19 protein-coding genes are annotated in these 17,898 nt (G+C 52.9%); 18 read left to right on the top strand and 1 reads right to left on the bottom strand.

The genetic code is table 11. The features are described from left to right. Window positions 1-5: 5 nt before the first annotated feature. The 4 genes from qcrB to QMG93_RS16145 all read left to right on the top strand — a co-directional run bounded on the left by qcrB (window position 6) and on the right by QMG93_RS16145 (window position 3,351). Window positions 6-677, top strand: a complete 672-nt coding sequence (qcrB, locus tag QMG93_RS16160) for a menaquinol-cytochrome c reductase cytochrome b subunit (RefSeq protein ID WP_054977352.1) — start codon at window positions 6-8, stop codon at window positions 675-677. A 57-nt stretch (window positions 678-734) separates the two neighbouring features. After that, window positions 735-1,631: a menaquinol-cytochrome c reductase cytochrome b/c subunit gene (locus tag QMG93_RS16155; protein ID WP_216792188.1), complete on the top strand. Its 897-nt coding sequence runs from the start codon at window positions 735-737 to the stop codon at window positions 1,629-1,631. Window positions 1,632-1,788: 157 nt separating this feature from the next. Then, window positions 1,789-2,412 (top strand): DUF1405 domain-containing protein, encoded by a 624-nt coding sequence (locus tag QMG93_RS16150; RefSeq protein ID WP_281938173.1) that lies wholly within the window; start codon window positions 1,789-1,791, stop codon window positions 2,410-2,412. A 54-nt stretch (window positions 2,413-2,466) separates the two neighbouring features. Then, the gene (locus tag QMG93_RS16145) at window positions 2,467-3,351 is read left to right on the top strand and encodes a sporulation protein YpjB (protein WP_281938171.1); all 885 of its coding nucleotides are present in this window, start codon (window positions 2,467-2,469) and stop codon (window positions 3,349-3,351) included. Between the two features lie 7 nt (window positions 3,352-3,358). On the opposite strand, the gene QMG93_RS16140 is transcribed toward QMG93_RS16145, so the two are convergent. Continuing rightward, on the bottom strand, window positions 3,359-4,225 hold the full coding sequence (locus tag QMG93_RS16140; RefSeq protein ID WP_108531733.1) for a YitT family protein: 867 nt from the start codon (window positions 4,223-4,225) through the stop codon (window positions 3,359-3,361). Between the two features lie 208 nt (window positions 4,226-4,433). On the opposite strand from QMG93_RS16140, the gene QMG93_RS16135 reads away from it, so the two are divergent. From QMG93_RS16135 to QMG93_RS16070, 14 genes are all read left to right on the top strand, one after another. After that, the gene (locus tag QMG93_RS16135) at window positions 4,434-4,769 is read left to right on the top strand and encodes a nucleotide pyrophosphohydrolase (protein ID WP_281938168.1); all 336 of its coding nucleotides are present in this window, start codon (window positions 4,434-4,436) and stop codon (window positions 4,767-4,769) included. A 90-nt stretch (window positions 4,770-4,859) separates the two neighbouring features. Further along, on the top strand, window positions 4,860-5,381 hold the full coding sequence (locus tag QMG93_RS16130) for a tetratricopeptide repeat protein (RefSeq protein ID WP_281938167.1): 522 nt from the start codon (window positions 4,860-4,862) through the stop codon (window positions 5,379-5,381). Between the two features lie 43 nt (window positions 5,382-5,424). Beyond that, window positions 5,425-6,228 carry a 4-hydroxy-tetrahydrodipicolinate reductase gene (gene dapB / locus QMG93_RS16125; protein ID WP_281938165.1) on the top strand — a complete coding sequence of 268 codons (804 nt, stop codon included), beginning with the start codon at window positions 5,425-5,427 and terminating at the stop codon, window positions 6,226-6,228. An 85-nt stretch (window positions 6,229-6,313) separates the two neighbouring features. Beyond that, window positions 6,314-6,739 (top strand): methylglyoxal synthase, encoded by a 426-nt coding sequence (gene mgsA, locus QMG93_RS16120; RefSeq protein WP_029191964.1) that lies wholly within the window; start codon window positions 6,314-6,316, stop codon window positions 6,737-6,739. Then, complete coding sequence (gene bshB1 / locus QMG93_RS16115) at window positions 6,736-7,440, top strand: bacillithiol biosynthesis deacetylase BshB1 (protein WP_281938162.1); 705 nt, start codon at window positions 6,736-6,738, stop codon at window positions 7,438-7,440. The genes mgsA and bshB1 overlap by 4 nt, the downstream gene beginning before the upstream one ends. Window positions 7,441-7,486: 46 nt before the next feature. Continuing rightward, entirely contained in the window at window positions 7,487-8,653 is a 1,167-nt protein-coding gene (gene bshA / locus QMG93_RS16110; protein ID WP_281938160.1) for an N-acetyl-alpha-D-glucosaminyl L-malate synthase BshA, read from the top strand. A 22-nt stretch (window positions 8,654-8,675) separates the two neighbouring features. Continuing rightward, window positions 8,676-9,971, top strand: a complete 1,296-nt coding sequence (locus QMG93_RS16105; protein ID WP_281938158.1) for a CCA tRNA nucleotidyltransferase — start codon at window positions 8,676-8,678, stop codon at window positions 9,969-9,971. Next, window positions 9,968-10,942 carry a biotin--[acetyl-CoA-carboxylase] ligase gene (locus tag QMG93_RS16100; RefSeq protein ID WP_281938156.1) on the top strand — a complete coding sequence of 325 codons (975 nt, stop codon included), beginning with the start codon at window positions 9,968-9,970 and terminating at the stop codon, window positions 10,940-10,942. The genes QMG93_RS16105 and QMG93_RS16100 overlap by 4 nt, the downstream gene beginning before the upstream one ends. A gap of 335 nt (window positions 10,943-11,277) precedes the next feature. Next, window positions 11,278-12,153: a 3-methyl-2-oxobutanoate hydroxymethyltransferase gene (gene panB, locus QMG93_RS16095; protein ID WP_281938154.1), complete on the top strand. Its 876-nt coding sequence runs from the start codon at window positions 11,278-11,280 to the stop codon at window positions 12,151-12,153. A gap of 21 nt (window positions 12,154-12,174) precedes the next feature. After that, entirely contained in the window at window positions 12,175-13,062 is an 888-nt protein-coding gene (panC, locus tag QMG93_RS16090) for a pantoate--beta-alanine ligase (RefSeq protein WP_281938152.1), read from the top strand. A gap of 56 nt (window positions 13,063-13,118) precedes the next feature. Beyond that, window positions 13,119-13,502, top strand: a complete 384-nt coding sequence (panD, locus tag QMG93_RS16085) for an aspartate 1-decarboxylase (RefSeq protein WP_010501035.1) — start codon at window positions 13,119-13,121, stop codon at window positions 13,500-13,502. Window positions 13,503-13,621: 119 nt separating this feature from the next. Continuing rightward, window positions 13,622-14,269: a tetratricopeptide repeat protein gene (locus QMG93_RS16080; RefSeq protein ID WP_281938149.1), complete on the top strand. Its 648-nt coding sequence runs from the start codon at window positions 13,622-13,624 to the stop codon at window positions 14,267-14,269. A 113-nt stretch (window positions 14,270-14,382) separates the two neighbouring features. After that, window positions 14,383-17,235: an ATP-dependent DNA helicase DinG gene (gene dinG, locus QMG93_RS16075; protein ID WP_281938147.1), complete on the top strand. Its 2,853-nt coding sequence runs from the start codon at window positions 14,383-14,385 to the stop codon at window positions 17,233-17,235. After that, a complete protein-coding gene (locus QMG93_RS16070; RefSeq protein ID WP_010501041.1) occupies window positions 17,232-17,852 on the top strand; it encodes a redox-sensing transcriptional repressor Rex in 621 nt (206 codons plus the stop codon). The genes dinG and QMG93_RS16070 overlap by 4 nt, the downstream gene beginning before the upstream one ends. Window positions 17,853-17,898: the final 46 nt, after the last annotated feature.

Genomic DNA, 17,898 nt, shown 5'->3' with positions numbered 1-17,898 from the left:
ATCAGATGTTTAAAAGTGTCTATAACTGGATTGATGAACGTCTGGATATCACGCCGATGTGGAGGGACGTAGCGGACCATGAGGTACCGGAGCACGTAAACCCGGCGCACCACTTCTCCGCATTCGTCTATTGCTTTGGCGGGTTGACATTCTTTATCACAGTTATACAAATCTTGTCCGGTATGTTCCTTACCATGTATTACGTGCCGGATATTATCAATGCCTATGCGAGCGTCGATTACCTGCAGCATAAAGTGGCATTCGGCGTTATTGTCCGCGGCATGCATCACTGGGGAGCCAGCTTGGTTATCGTGATGATGTTCTTACATACGCTCCGCGTTTTCTTTACGGGTTCTTACAAGGCGCCTCGGGAGATGAACTGGGTTGTAGGTATGCTCATCTTCTTCGTCATGTTGGGACTTGGTTTGACGGGTTACCTGTTGCCTTGGGATAACAAAGCCTATTTCGCAACAAGCGTTACGCTCAAGATCGTTGAGTCGGCGCCGTTCATCGGTCCGTATGCCAAGACGCTTCTGCAGGGCGGCGAGATCGTAGGCGCTCAGACGCTGACCAGATTCTTTGCTCTGCACGTGTTCTTCCTGCCGGGAGCCTTGCTTGCCCTGCTCGCCGGACACTTCTTCATGATCCGCAAGCAAGGGATTTCCGGTCCGCTGTAAGAACCGGTGAGGCCTGCTGAGCCGGTATTCATGAGAAAATGAGAAGGAGGGCGAATCGTGGCTCACGGTCATAAAACTGACGAAAAAATCGTTTACGTCGGGGATTCGCGCGTTCGTGCCAAGTCGTCACGGATGATTCCCCAAGATTATTCCGCTTATCCCGGAAAATCGGAAGTATTTATTCCGAACTTTCTATTAAAAGAATGGATGGTTGGCGTTGTCGTTCTGGTCGGGATTCTGACCTTGGTTATGTCCGAAGCGGCTCCGCTCGGTTATCCTGCTGATCCGACGAACACGCAATTTATCCCGATGCCGGACTGGTACTTCTTGTTTATGTACCAGCTGCTGAAATACCCGTACACTTCGAACCAATTTGTGGTGCTCGGTACGGTAGGCGTTCCAGGTATCCTCTTCGGCGGGCTGTTGCTGGCGCCGTTCCTGGATACGGGGAAAGAAAGACGCTTTTATAAGCGTCCGATCGCTTCTTCTCTGATGTTCTTGAGCCTGATTGCCGTCACTTATCTGACGTATACATCCTGGCATCACTATCAATTGGAACTGAAAGAGAAAAACGTGATTCCCGAGCATATCAAGCGGGAAGAGGAAATGCATGCCAACAAAGGGAAAGCTGGCGGAGAAGGCGGCGGCGGAGCCAAGAAACCGGCTGCGCAAGCTGCGGCAATCGTTGCTCCGGATGACCCGGCGGCAGCGATCTACCAAAAATCCACTTGTCTTTCTTGCCATGGCGGCGAACTAAAAGGAATGCCTTCCGCCAAAATTCCGGCGCTTCGCGGAGTAGGCGACAAGCATTCGAAGGACGAGATACTCGGCATCATCAAGAAGGGCCAAGGCAGCATGCCAGCCCAATATGATGCGAACATCTCAAAAGGTTTGACGGAAGCTGACATCGACAAACTGGCCGATTGGCTCTCCAAGCAAAAAGCAAGTAAATAAACCAACCGAACCTGACCGTTAAGCGCGGTCAGGTTTTTTTAAAATCGAGGGAGCTATGGATCAGCGGGGTTGAACACATAAGGAGCTGGAGGGAAACGTTTTGTTGGGAAGGAGCTTGTCATACTGGTTTTCGCGCGAATTTTTGAGCAGCCGGTTCATGCTATGGAGTTTGTTCTGGATTAATCTGCTTGGAACAATATACGGCTATATATGGTATGGCAATCAGTTAGTCTATACGGCTGTTGAAATGTCGCCGCTTTATTTGCCATTTGTGCCGGATAGCCCTACCGCCAGTTTGTTTTTTACTTGGGCGGTAGCCTATTGGCTTCTGGACCATTATCGTTCGCCGGTCGGCACTTTGAATCCACCAAAGAAAAGCGGCTGGAGATGCTTTGTTGAAGCGTTCGCTGTCGTGACTTCGTTTAAATATGGGATTTGGGCCGTTGCGATCATTTTTGCCGGGGCTTATAAGGGAGATAGTCTTGTGTGGCAGGATTGGATGCTGGTATGCTCCCATCTTGGTATGGCAGCAGAAGCGGTTCTGTACTTTCGCTTGTACCGATACCGTTGGCTATCCGTTATTCTTGTCGCATGCTGGGTATTGTTGAATGATATGATGGATTACGGGCAAGGGGTTTATCCGTGGTTGCCGAAAGTGCTGGAGGACAACTTATCTGAAATTGCCACGTTTACTTTGGCATTGAGTATATTTAGCGTTGCTGTAGCGCTCGTGTTGTGGCTCGTTAGAGAGCTTCGGCCGGCAAGAACCTCGTCCAAATAGTCGGTCTAATCGGCACTTTCTCTCCATAGGATGAACTTAGGAGGGGATGTCCCAATGGTCGGAAAGGCTCGAAGATGGCGCAGGTTCGGGGTTTGGCTGACCCTGTCCGTCAGCTTAATGCTGGTTGCAACAGGGTGCGGGGAGGGAAAAAGCACAAAAGAAACGTCGGCGTCCAAGCCCTCGGCGGAGCAGGTGCAGAAGATAGAGCTGCTGGGCCAGACGGCGGAAGAGCTGTATCAAAAAGCAAAGCAAGGTGACGTTCCGGGAAGTCTGATGGCGCTTCAGCAGCTAAGCGATCAAATACCGAAAATACGCTTTGAAGGCCTCACATCAATCGAAGGGATGAACGCGCTGACGAGGGCCGTTACGGATGCTAAGCGGGTGTTCAATGCGACAAGCTTCAAGCCGGAGGAAGGATTGATGGCGGCAGGCAAAATTCGTCTCGCAGCGGATGCGTTGACGCACCCTCATACGCCATTATGGCTGCAGTATGACAAGCTGCTCTCCGACGACGTGAGCTTGCTCGAAAAGGCCGCTACCGATAAAAATAGAGCTGAGGTGCGAAAAGGGGCGGCATTGCTGGATCAGCATATCGGCCTGATCCGCCCGAGCTTGCTTATCAGTCGCAGTCCCACCGACGTCGAGAAGCTCGATTCGCTTGCAACTTTCATTAAGCTCCAGGCTCAAGGGGAAGGCGAACTGTACCGCAACGTGCTCAATGCGGTTCCTCCGATCCGCGGCCTGCTGGATAAGCTGTTTCTAAAACGGGAAACGACCGCCTATTTGCCTTACCCCGAACAGCAGAACCCGATTCTATGGATTGTGACGATCGGTTCCGTCATCTTGGCATCGCTCGCCTTTGCCGGCTGGCGGTTATCCCAAAAAAACGGCGGCCTTGTTCCGGTCCGCCGTCCTGACCAAGAAAAGCCGGGAAGCTAAATAAGGTTTAGTTTGGCTTAAAGCCTTCACCGACAACGTCGTGAACCTCCGTAATAATGAGAAATGCGAGGGGATCGATGGAGCGGACAAGGTCTTTAAGCCTTTTCATTTCGCTCCGGGCTACGACGCAGTAGACGACGTTTTTGGGCTGCTTGGAATAGGCTCCGATCGCAGGGAACAAGGTCGCGCCCCGGTCCAATTCCTTCGCAATGGCCGCGGAGACCGCATCCGCGTGATCGGTGATGATCATGAACGATTTGGCGGCGTACGCCCCTTCAATAAGAATGTCAATCATCTTCGAAGCGATGAACACAGCGACAAAGGTATATAGGATTTTTTCCTTCGGGAGAAAGAAGAGCGAGGCGCCGATGACGACGACGTCCATGATCAAGATTACTTGCCCGATGCTCCAGCCCTTCAGTTTGTGCGCGACTCTCGCCAGAATGTCCGAACCGCCGGTCGTTCCACCGTACCGAAAAACGATACCTAGACCGAGACCGAGCGTAAACCCGGCATACGCCGTTGCCAGAAAGAAATCGTGCTCCGTCCGGAACGGAACCAACCATCCCGCCTGAATGAGCCGCTCCATTACCCATAGAAAGAACGATACGGATAAAGTGCCCAGCACTGTATACCCCATCGATGCTTTGCCCAGAATGCGCCATCCCAAATAAAAAAGCGGAATATTCAGAACTAAAGTCGTCAAGGACGGCGGCAGCCCGAAAATATAAGAGAGCAGCAGGGCGACCCCGGTCACTCCGCCTTCCATCAATTCGTTTGAGATCACAAAATAATGAAGTCCGAACGCGTAAATTGCTGTTCCGAGTATGATGGGAACGATGTTTTTCAGATGTGCTTTAAGGGATTCCGGCATAAATCCACCTCGATTCGAAAAGATGTTTATAGTAACATTCTCTTAGGTTATCGCGTTGCCCTTTTTTTCATGATAAAGTAAATGAAAAAGTTTTAAGAAGCAAAAAAAATTTGTCATTCCCCCTCACTTTGCGTTAACATGGTACTGATACGGTTGTCTCGCACAACCGTAAGTCATCTGATAATAAGGTGGGTGAACATCTCCCGGTATGTCCGAGAAAACATTAAAGGACCTCCAAGGCGAGGTGCACGAATACATATCGCAGTTTAAGGAAGGATACTTCAAACCGCTGACGATGCTGGCCCGGATGTCGGAAGAGGTAGGGGAGCTGGCGCGGGAAGTAAACCATCATTATGGCGAGAAGCCCAAAAAAGCGACGGAGGAAGAAAATTCCATCGAGCTTGAGCTTGGCGACATTTTGTTCATTACCATTTGCTTTGCGAATTCGCTAGGCATCGATTTGACGGAAGCGCATGATAAAGTCATGCACAAATTCCGGACGCGCGACGCGGACCGTTGGACGAAAATTAACACGGACGCTTGATCTTTTTCATATACTGTATCATCACCTTGCACTTCTCATGTCGGCTGGGAAGGCTTGCTTCCGGCTTGGCTGAGGAAGGAGATGATGGAGTTGAAAGGCGAAGAGGCAATCAAGAAAGCGTACGAATCGATTCTTAATCACGACTTCGAACAGGCCATTACCTGGTTCGAACGTGCGATTGCGACGAATCCCGAATGCGCGGCGTACCATTACAAGTTGTCCATTACGTACGCACGCAGCGGCAAGCTGGATAAAGCGGCGGCGCATGCAAGCCAAGCGGTACGGCTTGAGCCGGAGGATGAGCATTACACGTTCCATCTACAGCATCTGCAGGCGCGGCAAATGACCCTTCAAGCAGAGAAGCTGTTCGAGGAATCGGACGAACGGCTGTGGCTGGCGGTGTCGCTGCTGCAGCAAGCGGTGAAGCTTGATCCGCTTTCGCAGGAAGCTTTTTTACTATTGGGTGTCGCTTATTCCCGGCTTCGGGAGTTCGCTCCGGCCGTGCAGGCCATTCAGGAACTGCTCAGGCTGGATCCGCAGCATTCCATCGGCTTGCGGCTGCTCGCGGACTACCGGCAAAAGTGGAAGGAATATATGAGCGTTACCTTATAAGTGCCAATGATCGACACCTAAGCGGAGAGGACAATGAAATCATATGAAACCAATCATCAAAGTAGCGGTTGCCGGAGCGGGAGGCCGTATGGGGCGCGAGGTCGTCAAGCTGGTTTTGGGCGATCCGGAGCTGGAGCTGGCCGCTGCGGTTAACCGTTCCGCTGTAGGAACGGATGCAGGCAGACTGGTCGGCCTGGATGCTTGCGGCATTGCGGTTACGGACGATTTGGAGCTTGCTCTCGCGGAAACGAAACCCGACGTGCTGGTTGATTTTACGGCTCCGCACTCGGCGGTAGAGCATACCCGACTGGCTATAAAGCATAAGGTTCGCCCCGTCATGGGGACGACCGGCTTTACGCCGGAAGATATTGCCGAGCTGGACAGGCAGTGCAAGGAAGCGGGGATCGGCGGATTGATCGCTCCGAACTTCTCGATCGGCGCCATTCTGATGATGAAATTCGCTGCTCAAGCTGCTAAATATTTTCCTCATCTGGAAATTATCGAGTATCATGGCGACCAGAAGCTGGACGCGCCTTCGGGCACGTCCGTGAAGACGGCGGAGCTGATCTCCGAAGCGCGTCAGGAGCTGCGTCAAGGCAATCCGAACGAAGTGGAGACAATCGAAGGCTCGCGCGGAGGATACTACAACGGTTTCCGGATTCATAGCGTTCGGCTGCCGGGCATCTTCGCCCAGCAGGAGGTCATCTTCGGTGCGTTCGGACAATCCTTGAAGATCCGTCACGACTCTTATGACCGGGCCGGTTATATGCCTGGCGTGAAGGTAGCCGTTCAGAAAGTCATGGAATATACCGGTATGGTTTACGGCTTCGAACATTTTATCGATTAAAAACGAAAGAGGACATGGGGCCGGGCCGAAGAGGACCGCTCGAGTGTCCTCGTTTTATAGGAGTTTAGAGAGGAGCTGCCATCCTATGGCATTGAAAATCGCACTTATCGCACACGACCGCAAGAAGGAAGAAATGGTAAATTTCGTTACGGCTTATGAGAATGTGTTTCAAGACCATACGTTGTATGCGACCGGAACGACAGGCACGCGAATTATGGAAAATACGAACCTGCAGGTAAACCGCTTTATGTCCGGTCCGCTAGGTGGTGACCAACAGATCGGGGCATTGGTGGCGACCAATGAAATCGATTTGATTATCTTTTTGCGCGACCCGCTGATGGCGCAGCCGCACGAGCCCGATATTATCGCATTGCTTCGTCTGTGCGACGTTCAAGGGATTCCTTGCGCGACCAATATCGCGACAGCAGAAATTTTGGTTAAAGCGCTCGACCGGGGGGACTTCGCCTGGCGGGAGCTGGTACATAAATACAAGCCGGGAATCGACCAATGAACGAGTCGCTAGATTTGCTCATTTTCGGTGCTCACCCGGACGATGCGGAAATCGGTATGGGCGGTACGATTGCGAAGCATACGGCAGCCGGGCTTAAGGTCGGCATTTGCGATTTGACTTTGGCGGAAATGTCCTCCAACGGTACCATCGAAACGCGTCAACAAGAAGCCAAGGCGGCATCGGAGGCGCTTGGCTTGACCGTGCGCACCAATTTGCAGCTGCCGGACCGCGGACTTTATCTGCTGCCGGAGTATGTGGAGCGCATTGCTCTGGAGATCCGCACATGGAAGCCGCGCGTCGTATTCGCCCCGTATTGGGAGGACCGACATCCGGACCATATTGCCTGCAGCAAGCTGGTACAGGAAGCGTTGTTCAATGCCAAGCTGAGACGGTACTTGCCCGATCACCCGGCGCATACGGTAGAAGAAAGCTACTTTTATTTTATTAACGATGTGATAGAACCGGACGTGATGGTTGACGTGACCGCCCACTATGAGAGCAAGCGTTTGTCGCTGCTGGCATACCGGAGCCAATTCGAAACTTCGGGCTCGGGTGCCGGGAACGAAATCGTACGCACACCACTGAACCAGGGCTATCTGGAGCGGGTGGAAGCCCGGGACTCACTGCTTGGGCAAAAACGGGGGGTCCGTTATGCGGAAGGCTTTATCAGCAAGCTGCCTTACTTGACAGAACTGTTCTAAAAAAGCGTGACCATATTCAAGAGCAAGAGGAGGCGGCTCGAAAACAATGAACCGGTTAAAAATCGGAATTACATGCTATCCCACGCTAGGGGGTTCGGGCGTCGTCGCCACCGAGCTCGGCAAGCTGCTTGCGGAAAAAGGGCACGAGGTTCATTTTATTACGCACAGCATGCCTTTTCGACTTGGAAAGTTCGATCGCAACATCTTCTATCACGAAGTCGAAGTGAACGACTACTACGTGTTTAAATATCCGCCATACGATTTGTCTCTGGCGAGTAAGCTTGCACAGGTGGTGAAGCTGGAAGGGCTGGATTTGCTTCATGTCCATTACGCCATTCCGCACGCCGTTTGCGCCCTGCTTGCCAAGCAGATGGTCGGGCCGGAGCTGAAAGTGGTGACGACTTTGCATGGCACCGATATTACAGTGCTGGCGCAGGACGAATCGCTAAGCGACCTGATCCGCTATGCAATCAACCAAAGCGATGCGGTGACGGCCGTATCCCAGGACTTGATCCAGGAGACGCGGCAGCTGCTTGGCATCGAGAAGCCGATCGATTTGGCTTACAATTTCGTGGACAAACGGGTATATTATCCGCGTGAAGTGGCATCGCTCCGCAAGGAGTTTGCGCATCCCGACGAGAAGATTCTGATTCACATTTCCAACTTCCGTCCGGTCAAGCGGGTAACGGATGTTGTGGACATTTTCGACCGTGTCCGTAAAGAAGTGCCTTCCCGCCTGCTGTTTGTAGGCGAAGGCCCGGAGCTGTCCAAGGTGCTCTGCAAGGTAAAGGAGCTCGGACTATTGGATCGGGTGACGTTCTGCGGCAAGCAGGACGACGTCGCCCAACTGTTGTCGTTAGCCGACCTGATGCTGCTTCCGTCCGAGAAGGAAAGCTTCGGCTTGGTTGCGCTGGAGGCGATGGCCTGCGGCGTGCCGACGATCGCATCGAATGCCGGCGGTATTCCTGAGCTGATTACTCATGGGGAAACCGGTTACTTAGCCGACATCGGCGATGTGGAGCAAATGGCGGCATATGCGATTGCGCTGCTGAAGGACGAAAGCTTGTACAAAAAGACGGTGGATGCTTGTTTGTACCGGGCGCGCTACACGTTCTGCAACGATCTGATTACGCGGCAGTATGAAGAGTTGTATTATCGGGTGCTTGAGCGGCCGATCCCGGAATCGATTCGGGAAAATCCGCTTAATTGCTGACAAAGGAAGCGGGATTACATACATGAGCGATACTTTAAAGCAGGGGGCCATGCAGATTGTCCGGCGCTTGTGCGAGGCGGGCTTCGGGGCTTATTTGGTTGGTGGATGCGTTCGGGACGAACAGCTCGGGCGTCCCGTAAAGGATTACGATATTGCCACCTCCGCTCATCCTGACCAGGTGCAGGGGCTCTTTGAGCGTACCGTGCCCACCGGCTTGCAGCATGGGACGGTCACGGTCGTTATCGGCAAGAAGCCCTACGAAGTGACTACGTTTCGGCGAGAAGGCGGTTACGAAGCGTTCCGCCGCCCGACCGAGGTGGAGTATATCGACAGCTTGACCGAGGATTTGCAACGGCGTGATTTCACGATGAATGCGATGGCTATCGATCAAAGCGGCGATCTGATCGATCCGTTCGATGGCCTGAAGGATTTGGAACGCGGCGTGCTTCGATGCGTTGGTCAAGCGGAAGAGCGGTTCGGGGAAGATGCGCTGCGAATGATGCGGTGCCTCCGTTTTGCGTCGGAATACGGCCTGAGGGTGGAACAAGCGACCTGGGACGCTCTGAACTCCGGCATTTCGCTGCTGCGGCATATCGCCATGGAACGTATCCGGGCGGAGCTGGAGCGCATGGTTGGGGGCAGCGATCCGAACCGGGCCCTGGAGTTGCTCGCGGAAAGCCGGGCGTTGCGTCACGTGAAGCAGGAGCTGCTGCTGTCCGGGCTGGACAAGGAGACGGAGTGGCCGCCTCTCTCTCGGTTAACGGAAATGGAGCAGCGGCTCGCTTTGATCTACATTCGACTGGGAGCCGATCCGGCAGGTGTTGAAGAGGATATGATCAAGCTAACCTTCTCCAGACAGCAGATGGAGACGGTCAAACGAATCGTTGGCGCGCACGCTGCTCTTGTATCCCGATTAGATGATGCGACGGAATGGGACGAAGAATCCTACTTGAGACGAGGATGGATCGCCGCCGCGCTTACCTATGGCGTTTCTGCGCTCCGTACGTTAAGGGAGATTTACCTGCTGGAGTCCGTCCCGATTCGGACTAACAACGTCGAGGTAGGCAGGGCCGTGGATGTGTGGAGAAGATTGGGCTCTGTATGGCTGGAACAGATGCCCGTTTCGGCTCTTGCAGAGCTGGCTGTTGGAGGGAAGGAGCTTATGGGCTATCTGGGAGTCAAAGGTGGTCCGTGGACCGGCCAGCTGCTGCACCGATTGCTTGAAGCTGCTGCGCTCGGCGAACTCCGCAACGACAAAGAAACGCTGCTTTCAGCAGCCCGGGAGCAATACGATAAAATGCAGGAGAACGATGAATGATGACGGATCGACTGATCGGACTGTTCGAGCAATCGGACGGCAAATTTTTGTCTGGCGAACAGTTGAGCGAGGAGCTTGGCGTCAGCCGGACGGCCGTTTGGAAGCAGATCGAGCGTTTGCGGCAGCAAGGATATCGCTTCGAAGCGGTATCGCGCAAAGGCTACCGGCTGTTATCCAAGCCGGACAGGCTAGATATGAGCCGCCTGCAATTGAAGCTGGAAACGGAACGGTTCGGCCGGTTCGTGAAATATTACGACCAAGTGGAGTCGACGCAAATCGTCGCGGCGCGCTGTGTCGCGGAAGGTGCGGAGGAAGGCACGCTTATTTTGACGGAAGAGCAAACTGCCGGGAAAGGCCGGATGGGACGCCAGTGGCATTCTCCGGTCGGAAAAGGCATTTGGATGAGCCTAGTGTTGAAGCCGGTTTGGATTCCTTTGTTATTCACTCCTCAATTGACTTTGCTCGTTGCCGTCGCTTTATGCCGGGCCATCCGCAGCGCGACAGGTGTGGAGGCGGGGATCAAATGGCCTAACGATCTGCTTGTCGGCGGCAAGAAAGTCGCCGGCATTTTGCTCGAATCGAGCGCCGAGGATGAGCGGCTGCAGCACATTATCGCCGGAGTCGGCATCAGTGTGAATCTGCAATCGGACGATTTTCCTCCAGAGCTGCGGGATACGACCACATCGCTTGCCGTTGAGGCAGGCCGTCAGGTGGACCGAATCGAAGTGCTCAGCCGGTTTTTGCTGGAGTGGGAGCAGTTGTACGATTTGTACCGACGGGAAGGCTTTGCTCCCATCAAATTGTTATGGGAAGCGCTGAACGTATCGCTTCACCGGAATATCCGCTGCCGGACGCCTCAAGGAGAATTCGAAGGATTTGCCGAGGGTATCGATGAGCATGGCGCTCTACAGCTTCGCCTAGCAGACGGATCGGTAAAAAAGCTGTATTCCGCCGATATCAGTTTTGGATGACACAAGTTGAAAACTTTGGTATAATGTACGGTACGAAGACGGTATCCGCAAGGAGCTGTACTTCAACCGTATGTTTTTTTGCTTGAACAACTGAATAGCTTTACCCAAGCAATATGTCGGATTCTGCTCTGAGCCTAACCGGACCGAGACAGAAGGATCATATGAGAAGGACATGTGAACCTTTTAGCCTCCGTATGGGCTGAAAGGTTTTTTTGCTCTTTGCAACAATCCGGCCGATTATCGCAATACTATCAGGAGGAAGGACGGCAGAGGGAAATGCTCCCCGAGCGTGCGGAACCCTGAACCATTCTAACCCGGAAGGCAAGGTGTTAATCATGGACATGCGTAAACCGGTAACGACGGCCAAACTGAGAAAAATGAAAGAAGACGGGATTCCGATCAGCGTGATGACGGCCTACGATTACCCGACGGCTATGCTGGCGGAGGAAGCCGGCATCGATGTGATTCTTGTGGGAGATTCGCTGGGCAATGTCGTGCTCGGCTACGATTCGACGGTCCCCGTCACGCTGGACGATATGATCTATCACTCGCGTGCGGTAACGCGTGCGGCTCGGACCAGCTTTGTGGTGACAGATCTTCCGTTTAATACGTATCACGGCAGCATCGACGCGTCGCTGCGGAATGCGGGACGGATTATGCAGGAAGGGCTGGCCAAAGCGGTGAAGATGGAGGGTGGAGCGGAGATTGCGCCGACGGTCGAAGCGCTTGTGCAAGCCGGCATTCCTGTGATGGCCCATCTCGGTCTGACCCCTCAGTCGATTCATCAGATTGGCGGTTATAAAATCCAGGGCAAGACAGCCGCTCAAGCGCAAAAATTGCTCGACGACGCCAAAGCCTTGGAACAGGCTGGAGCATTCTCCATCGTGCTGGAACTGGTGACCGACCAAGTGGCCGCAAATCTGACGAGCAAGCTGTCCATTCCGACCATCGGGATTGGCGCCGGCAAAAATTGCGACGGTCAGGTGCTCGTATTTCACGACGCGCTCGGCTACGGATCGGACATTCATCCGAAGCGTTTTGTGAAGACCTACGGGAATGTCGGCGAAATGATCCGCAGCGGGCTTCGCCAGTATGTGGACGACGTGAAGCAGCGCAGCTTCCCGGGGCCGGAGCATTCGTTCCGTATGGACGACGAAGTGGCGGAGTCCTTGTACGGTGGCGGGAAACCGGTAGCAGCACATAGAGAATAAGAAACGGAGCTTTGATTACCGATGCAGATTGTTCATCAGATTGAATTATTACGACAGTTGGTTAAAGCAAAACGGGCTGCCAACCCGGCCGTACGCATCGGCTTCGTGCCGACGATGGGCTTCCTGCACCGAGGCCATGCCTCGCTGCTCGACGCTGCGCGCAAAGAGTGCGACGTAGTTATCCTGAGCATTTTCGTCAATCCGCTGCAATTCGGACCGAACGAAGATTTGGAACGGTATCCGCGGGATGAGGAAAGGGATATGGCCATCGCGCGTGAGACTGGGACAGATATCGTATTTTTCCCGCAGATAAGCGAGATGTACCCGAAGCCGACCCGAACGATGGTCTCTGTCTCCGGAGTAACCGAGCGTCTGTGCGGAGCTTCCCGGCCCGGGCATTTTGACGGCGTTGCGACGGTCGTTACCAAGCTGCTGAATATCGTTCAGCCTGATAAAGCTTATTTCGGGATGAAGGACGCCCAGCAGGTAGCGGTCATCGAGCAAATGGTGTACGATCTGAACATCCCTGTCACCATCGTTCCTTGTCCGATCGTCCGGGAAGAAGACGGACTCGCGATGAGCTCGCGCAATGTGTATTTAAGCGAGGAAGAGAGAAAACAGGCCCTTGTCCTTTCCGCAGCCCTGGAAGAGGCGGAATCGCAGCTCGCGGCTCGTCAAAAAGCGATCTCCCCGGAGGAGCTGCGGCAGACGGTCGTTCGGCATGTTCAGTCCGCGCCTTTGGCCGATATCGATTATGTGGAGCTGCTGTCTTATCCGGATCTGTCTCCAGTGGATTTTTGGAACAGCGACGAGAGAATTATTATCGCCGTGGCCGTCCGTTTCGGGGCAACGCGCTTGATTGATAATCGGATACTTCATGCTCCCGTTGCTTCATTGAGCCATTCGTAACCCGACAGCTTAAGGGACAGTGTTCCGAGAGTGCAAAAACGTAGGAGGCGTCAGCCATGTTTCGTACCATGTTAAAATCAAAAATTCACCGTGCGACCGTAACGGAAGCCAATTTAAACTATGTCGGGAGCATTACGATCGATCAGGATTTGCTGGACTTGGTCGACATGCTGCCTAACGAAAAAGTCCAAATTGTCAATAATAATAACGGCGCCAGATTCGAGACCTATATTATTCCCGGACCGCGGGGCTCGGGCGTCGTTTGCTTGAACGGTGCTGCGGCCAGAATGGTCCACCCCGGAGATATTGTCATTATTTTATCGTATGTCATGTTATCGGACGAAGAAGCCCGTAAGCATACCCCGAGCATTGCCATTATGGGCGAGAACAATCAAGTCGTCGGCGTGTTGAAGGAAGAAATTCATTCCACGGTCCTTTAAACGAGAATGAAACGGGACGGGTAGACGCACAATGTAGATACGATCACAGCGGGCGCCACAGCTGCGGCGAAGACGTTTAAAGCTGCTGTGGGAAAAGAAGCAAAGGTGGGATACGGCCGATGTTTAATCATCTTTTTGCTTCCATGAACGAAATGCTGGATGAAGTCATCTCGCAATACCCGTCCTCCCAAGGCGCCGCACGCAGGGAGCTGCAGGAAAAGCTGCGGGCTCTGAAGGCGATGAGCGACGCCTGCATTGAAGAATGGCTGCAGTTCGAAGAGAAATGGAGCAAGCTGATAAGCATAGCCGGCATTTCATTGAACGGTACGGGAGCCGATCCGCTCGATCCCGAATTTTCAGGCAAACGAACCGATTTGTTTATCCGGGGACAAGGATACTACAAGCTCCATATGTTCGACCGGGCGATTGCCGAATTCGACGAGTTGATCCGGCTCCAACCCGATTTTAATTTGGCACGGATTTATTTGGCCATGTCTTACTTGCGTAAGGGGGAAGCCGGAGAAAGCTACCTGCATTTTCAATTTTTATCTCGGCTAACCGAAAACATGCAACTCAAAGCGATCTCCTTTAATGCCATGGGGTGCATCCAAGCGCAGCTGCACAATATGGACAAAGCGTGCGAATTGTTCAATATGGCTTACCGAACCGATCCTTCCAGTGTTCAGCCTTTGCTCGATTTGGGCGTTTGCTGCGAGAAAAAGGGCGGGCTTCAGTTTGTGTTCGATATGTCGCGGCCTACGGATTAACCGAATGTTCGTTCCTGTTTTTTTGTAAAAAGGGTAAGTTTGCTATTCCCTTTTTCCCTCAGTATTGGTATGCTTATGAGAAGAGTGGGAATGAAGGGATTGACACGACTCCGATGAAATTTGCAGTTTTAGACTTTGAAACGACGGGGAGCACGGCGACGGATCGCATTATCCAAGTCGGGCTCTTTCTTATAAACGACCATGAAATGACCGACAGGTATACTTCTCTCGTCAATCCGGGCATAAGTATACCTTCTTCAATTACAACGCTTACCGGAATCGACGACGAAATGGTTAAGGATGCTCCCGCGATAGAAGAGGTTATTGCCGAGATGGTTCCTCTCCTCCAAGACGCAGTTCTGGTGGGTCATAATATTGCCTTTGACCTTGCTTTTCTGCAGCGGGCGCTGGACGATAACGGTTACTTCCCGTTCGACGGACGCGTATTGGACACGATGGACGCGCTGCGCGTTTTGTTTCCCGGCTTGTCGAGTCTGCAGCTTTCGATGGTTTGCCACGCCTTCGGTATCGAACATGAACGGCCGCATCAGGCGGATAGCGATGCCGAGGTCACAGCACTGATCTGGCTCCGTTGCATGGAACGGTTTCAATCGCTTCCGCTGCTTACTCTGCAAAGGCTGGAGCTGATATTTGCCGATTCGGCGGGAGATTTCGGCTGGTTTGTGAGCGAAATGCGGCAATATAAAGAGCTGCATCAGCCGCTTGATCCGGATCTGGATCGTTATTTCCGCCAATTTGCGTTGAACGTTGGAGAATGGGGAGAAGAAGAGCCGGTGCGGGAGGAGGAAGATATCCTGCGGCTGCCGGATGATTTTCCTGCATTCTACGATCAGCTTAAGCGAGAGCTTCAGCAGCGTTTTGCCGCTTACGAGGATAGAGAATCTCAGGTGCAAATGCTCAGCGAGGTAGAGACCGCCTTCGAAGACGGCAAGCACCTGATGATCGAAGCGGGCACAGGCACGGGGAAATCGCTCGGCTATCTGATTCCTTCGCTATATTACGGGCTCAAGCAGGACAAGAAAGTGCTGGTCAGCACGCATACGATCAATCTTCAAGAGCAGCTCAGAGAACGGGATGTGCCACTGCTGCACGAGCTGTTCCCGGTAGGCTTCCGGGCGGCCGTTCTGAAGGGGCGGAGCCACTACTTGTGCCTGCGCAAATTCGAGCACAAAATGAATATACTGGACTTCGAACACGGCAAGGAAGACCGGATTACGGCCGGGCAAATGCTTGTCTGGCTGGGAGAAACGAAGCATGGGGATGAAGAAGAGCTTCATTTCGCCAATAAAGGAAAACAATTTTGGCAATCGGTGGAAAGCGATACGGATTCTTGCTTGAACCGCGCCTGCCCGTGGTTTAAAAAATGCTTCTATCACCGCGCCCGTCACGAGGCGAACACCGCAGATGTTATCATTACCAACCACTCGCTGCTGTTCACCGATATGAAAGCGGAAAACCGGTTGCTGCCGGGATACAAGCATTTGGTTATCGACGAAGCCCATCACTTCGAGGAAGTGGCCGGTAAGCATCTGGGGATCGAGCTGCATTATCACGGTTTGTCCAACACGCTCCTCTGGCTTTATAAAGATGCGCGTTCAGGACAATTGTCCAATCTGCGGATTCGGCTGCAGCGGTTCGAGGACGAGCGTGCTCAAGGCTGGTGCATATCGATTGACCGCGTTGTCGAGAAGCTTCTGCAGTTGAAGGAAGAATGGGATCAACTGACGGAGCTGCTGTACCAGCTTCTGGCTTCGCGAAGCGACCCGTCCCAATCGGAAGGGAATGGCCTTGTCTATCGGGTCAAAAAAGACTCACTACCCACGGGATGGGATAAGCTCGAAGTGCTCGAAGAGAACATGCAGCTGAACTTCGGGGAAGCTCTGAAGCCGCTCGACAAGCTGATCTCGGAGATCAAAGAGGTGCAGGACGAATACGATGTCCAAAGTTTGATTACGGACCTTAGCGGGACCGTCAAGGAGTTGTACCGGCACAGGGATTCGCTTCATTTCTTCATGACGATGCCGGATGCGAACTATGTCTATTGGCTTGAAGCCGGGACGTACAGCAGAAACCGGTCGCTCCAGCTGTTCTGCGTGCCGATTGACGTCAGCGAGATGCTGAAGCAGCATTTCTTCGGACCGAAGGATAGTGTCATTCTGACTTCGGCGACGCTATCCGTCGGCAAATCGTTCGATTATACGTGCGATCAGTTGGGCTTAAGAGAAAACGGGGCGGATGGCAAACTGAAAACCGTTCAGCTTCCTTCGCCGTTTAATTACCGCGATCAGGCACTCGTGGCCATCCCTCGGGATTTCCCTACGCTGCGTGGAGCCAGCAGCGAGAAGGAGTTCGTCGATCGGCTCGTGCCGTCGCTTGCCGAGGTGGCGCTGGAAACGCGGGGCCGGATGCTGGTATTGTTTACGTCCAATCGGATGCTCAAGCTGGTTCATGGCGCGTTGAAAGAGATGTTAAGCCCTTTCGGTATTGGCGTGCTGGGCCAAGGTGTGGACAGCAGCAACCGGAGCAAGCTGACGCGACTGTTTCAGAACAGTCCGAACTGCGTTCTGCTGGGCACAAGCAGTTTCTGGGAAGGTGTCGATATTCCTGGAAATGCGCTTACCTGTTTGGCGATCGTCAGGCTGCCGTTTCAACCGCCGAACCATCCGTTGATCGAAGCAAAGACGGAGATGATCAAGCAGCGAAACCAGAATCCGTTCATGAAGCTGTCGGTACCGCAGGCGGTTATCAGGTTCAAGCAAGGCTTCGGCAGGCTGGTGCGCACGGCTACGGATAAAGGCATCGTCATCATATACGATACCCGGGTGATCGACACGAATTACGGCAAATATTTCTTGTATTCGCTGCCGGGCCCCAAAATCGAGCATATGAATTCGAATCAGCTCGTACCAAGAATAAAGCAGTGGATGGGTGAGAACCAAGCATGAAGACGATGAAAATTTCCGAGGCCGTCGTGCGCCGGCTTCCGGTGTACCTCCGGTTTTTGAACGAACTCAGCAAAAAGAACGTACAGACGGTTTCCTCTCAGGATCTTGGGCAAAAGCTGGACTTGAATCCGGCGCAAATCCGTAAAGATCTGGCTTATTTTGGGGAATTCGGCAAGAAGGGAATCGGCTACGACGTCGATTATTTGATCGAAAAAATCCGTCAAATTCTAAAGCTCGATAAAATCATTCCCGTAGCGCTGGTAGGCGCGGGTAATCTGGGCCGCGCCTTATGCAATTATAATGCCTATCTGAAGGATAATATGAAAATCGTAGCTGTCTTCGATTCGCACGAATCGAAGATCGGGGATACGATCAACAATTTGAAGGTCAAGTCGACGAGCGAAATGAAGGCGACCATCCAAGAGCTAAAAGTACGCATTGGGATTATTACCGTCCCGGCGGCAGAAGCGCAGCAGGTGGCGAATCAGTTTGTGGAGGCTGGTGTCGAGGCGATTTTGAACTTTGCACCGATGATTATTAAAGTGCCGAGTGAAATGCGGGTACATCATGCCGATTTTACAACGGAGCTGCAAAGCCTGGCTTATTATCTGGATTAACCGGAATTTTATAATCGGTTTATTGCCGAACATGAGAAAAGGATAG

The sequence above is a fragment of the Paenibacillus tyrphae genome, assembly GCF_027925525.1.
Lineage (GTDB): Bacteria > Bacillota > Bacilli > Paenibacillales > NBRC-103111 > Paenibacillus_G > Paenibacillus_G tyrfis_B.
The sequence above is the reverse complement of the archived record's forward strand: the minus strand, read 5'-3'. Positions and strand labels throughout refer to the sequence as shown.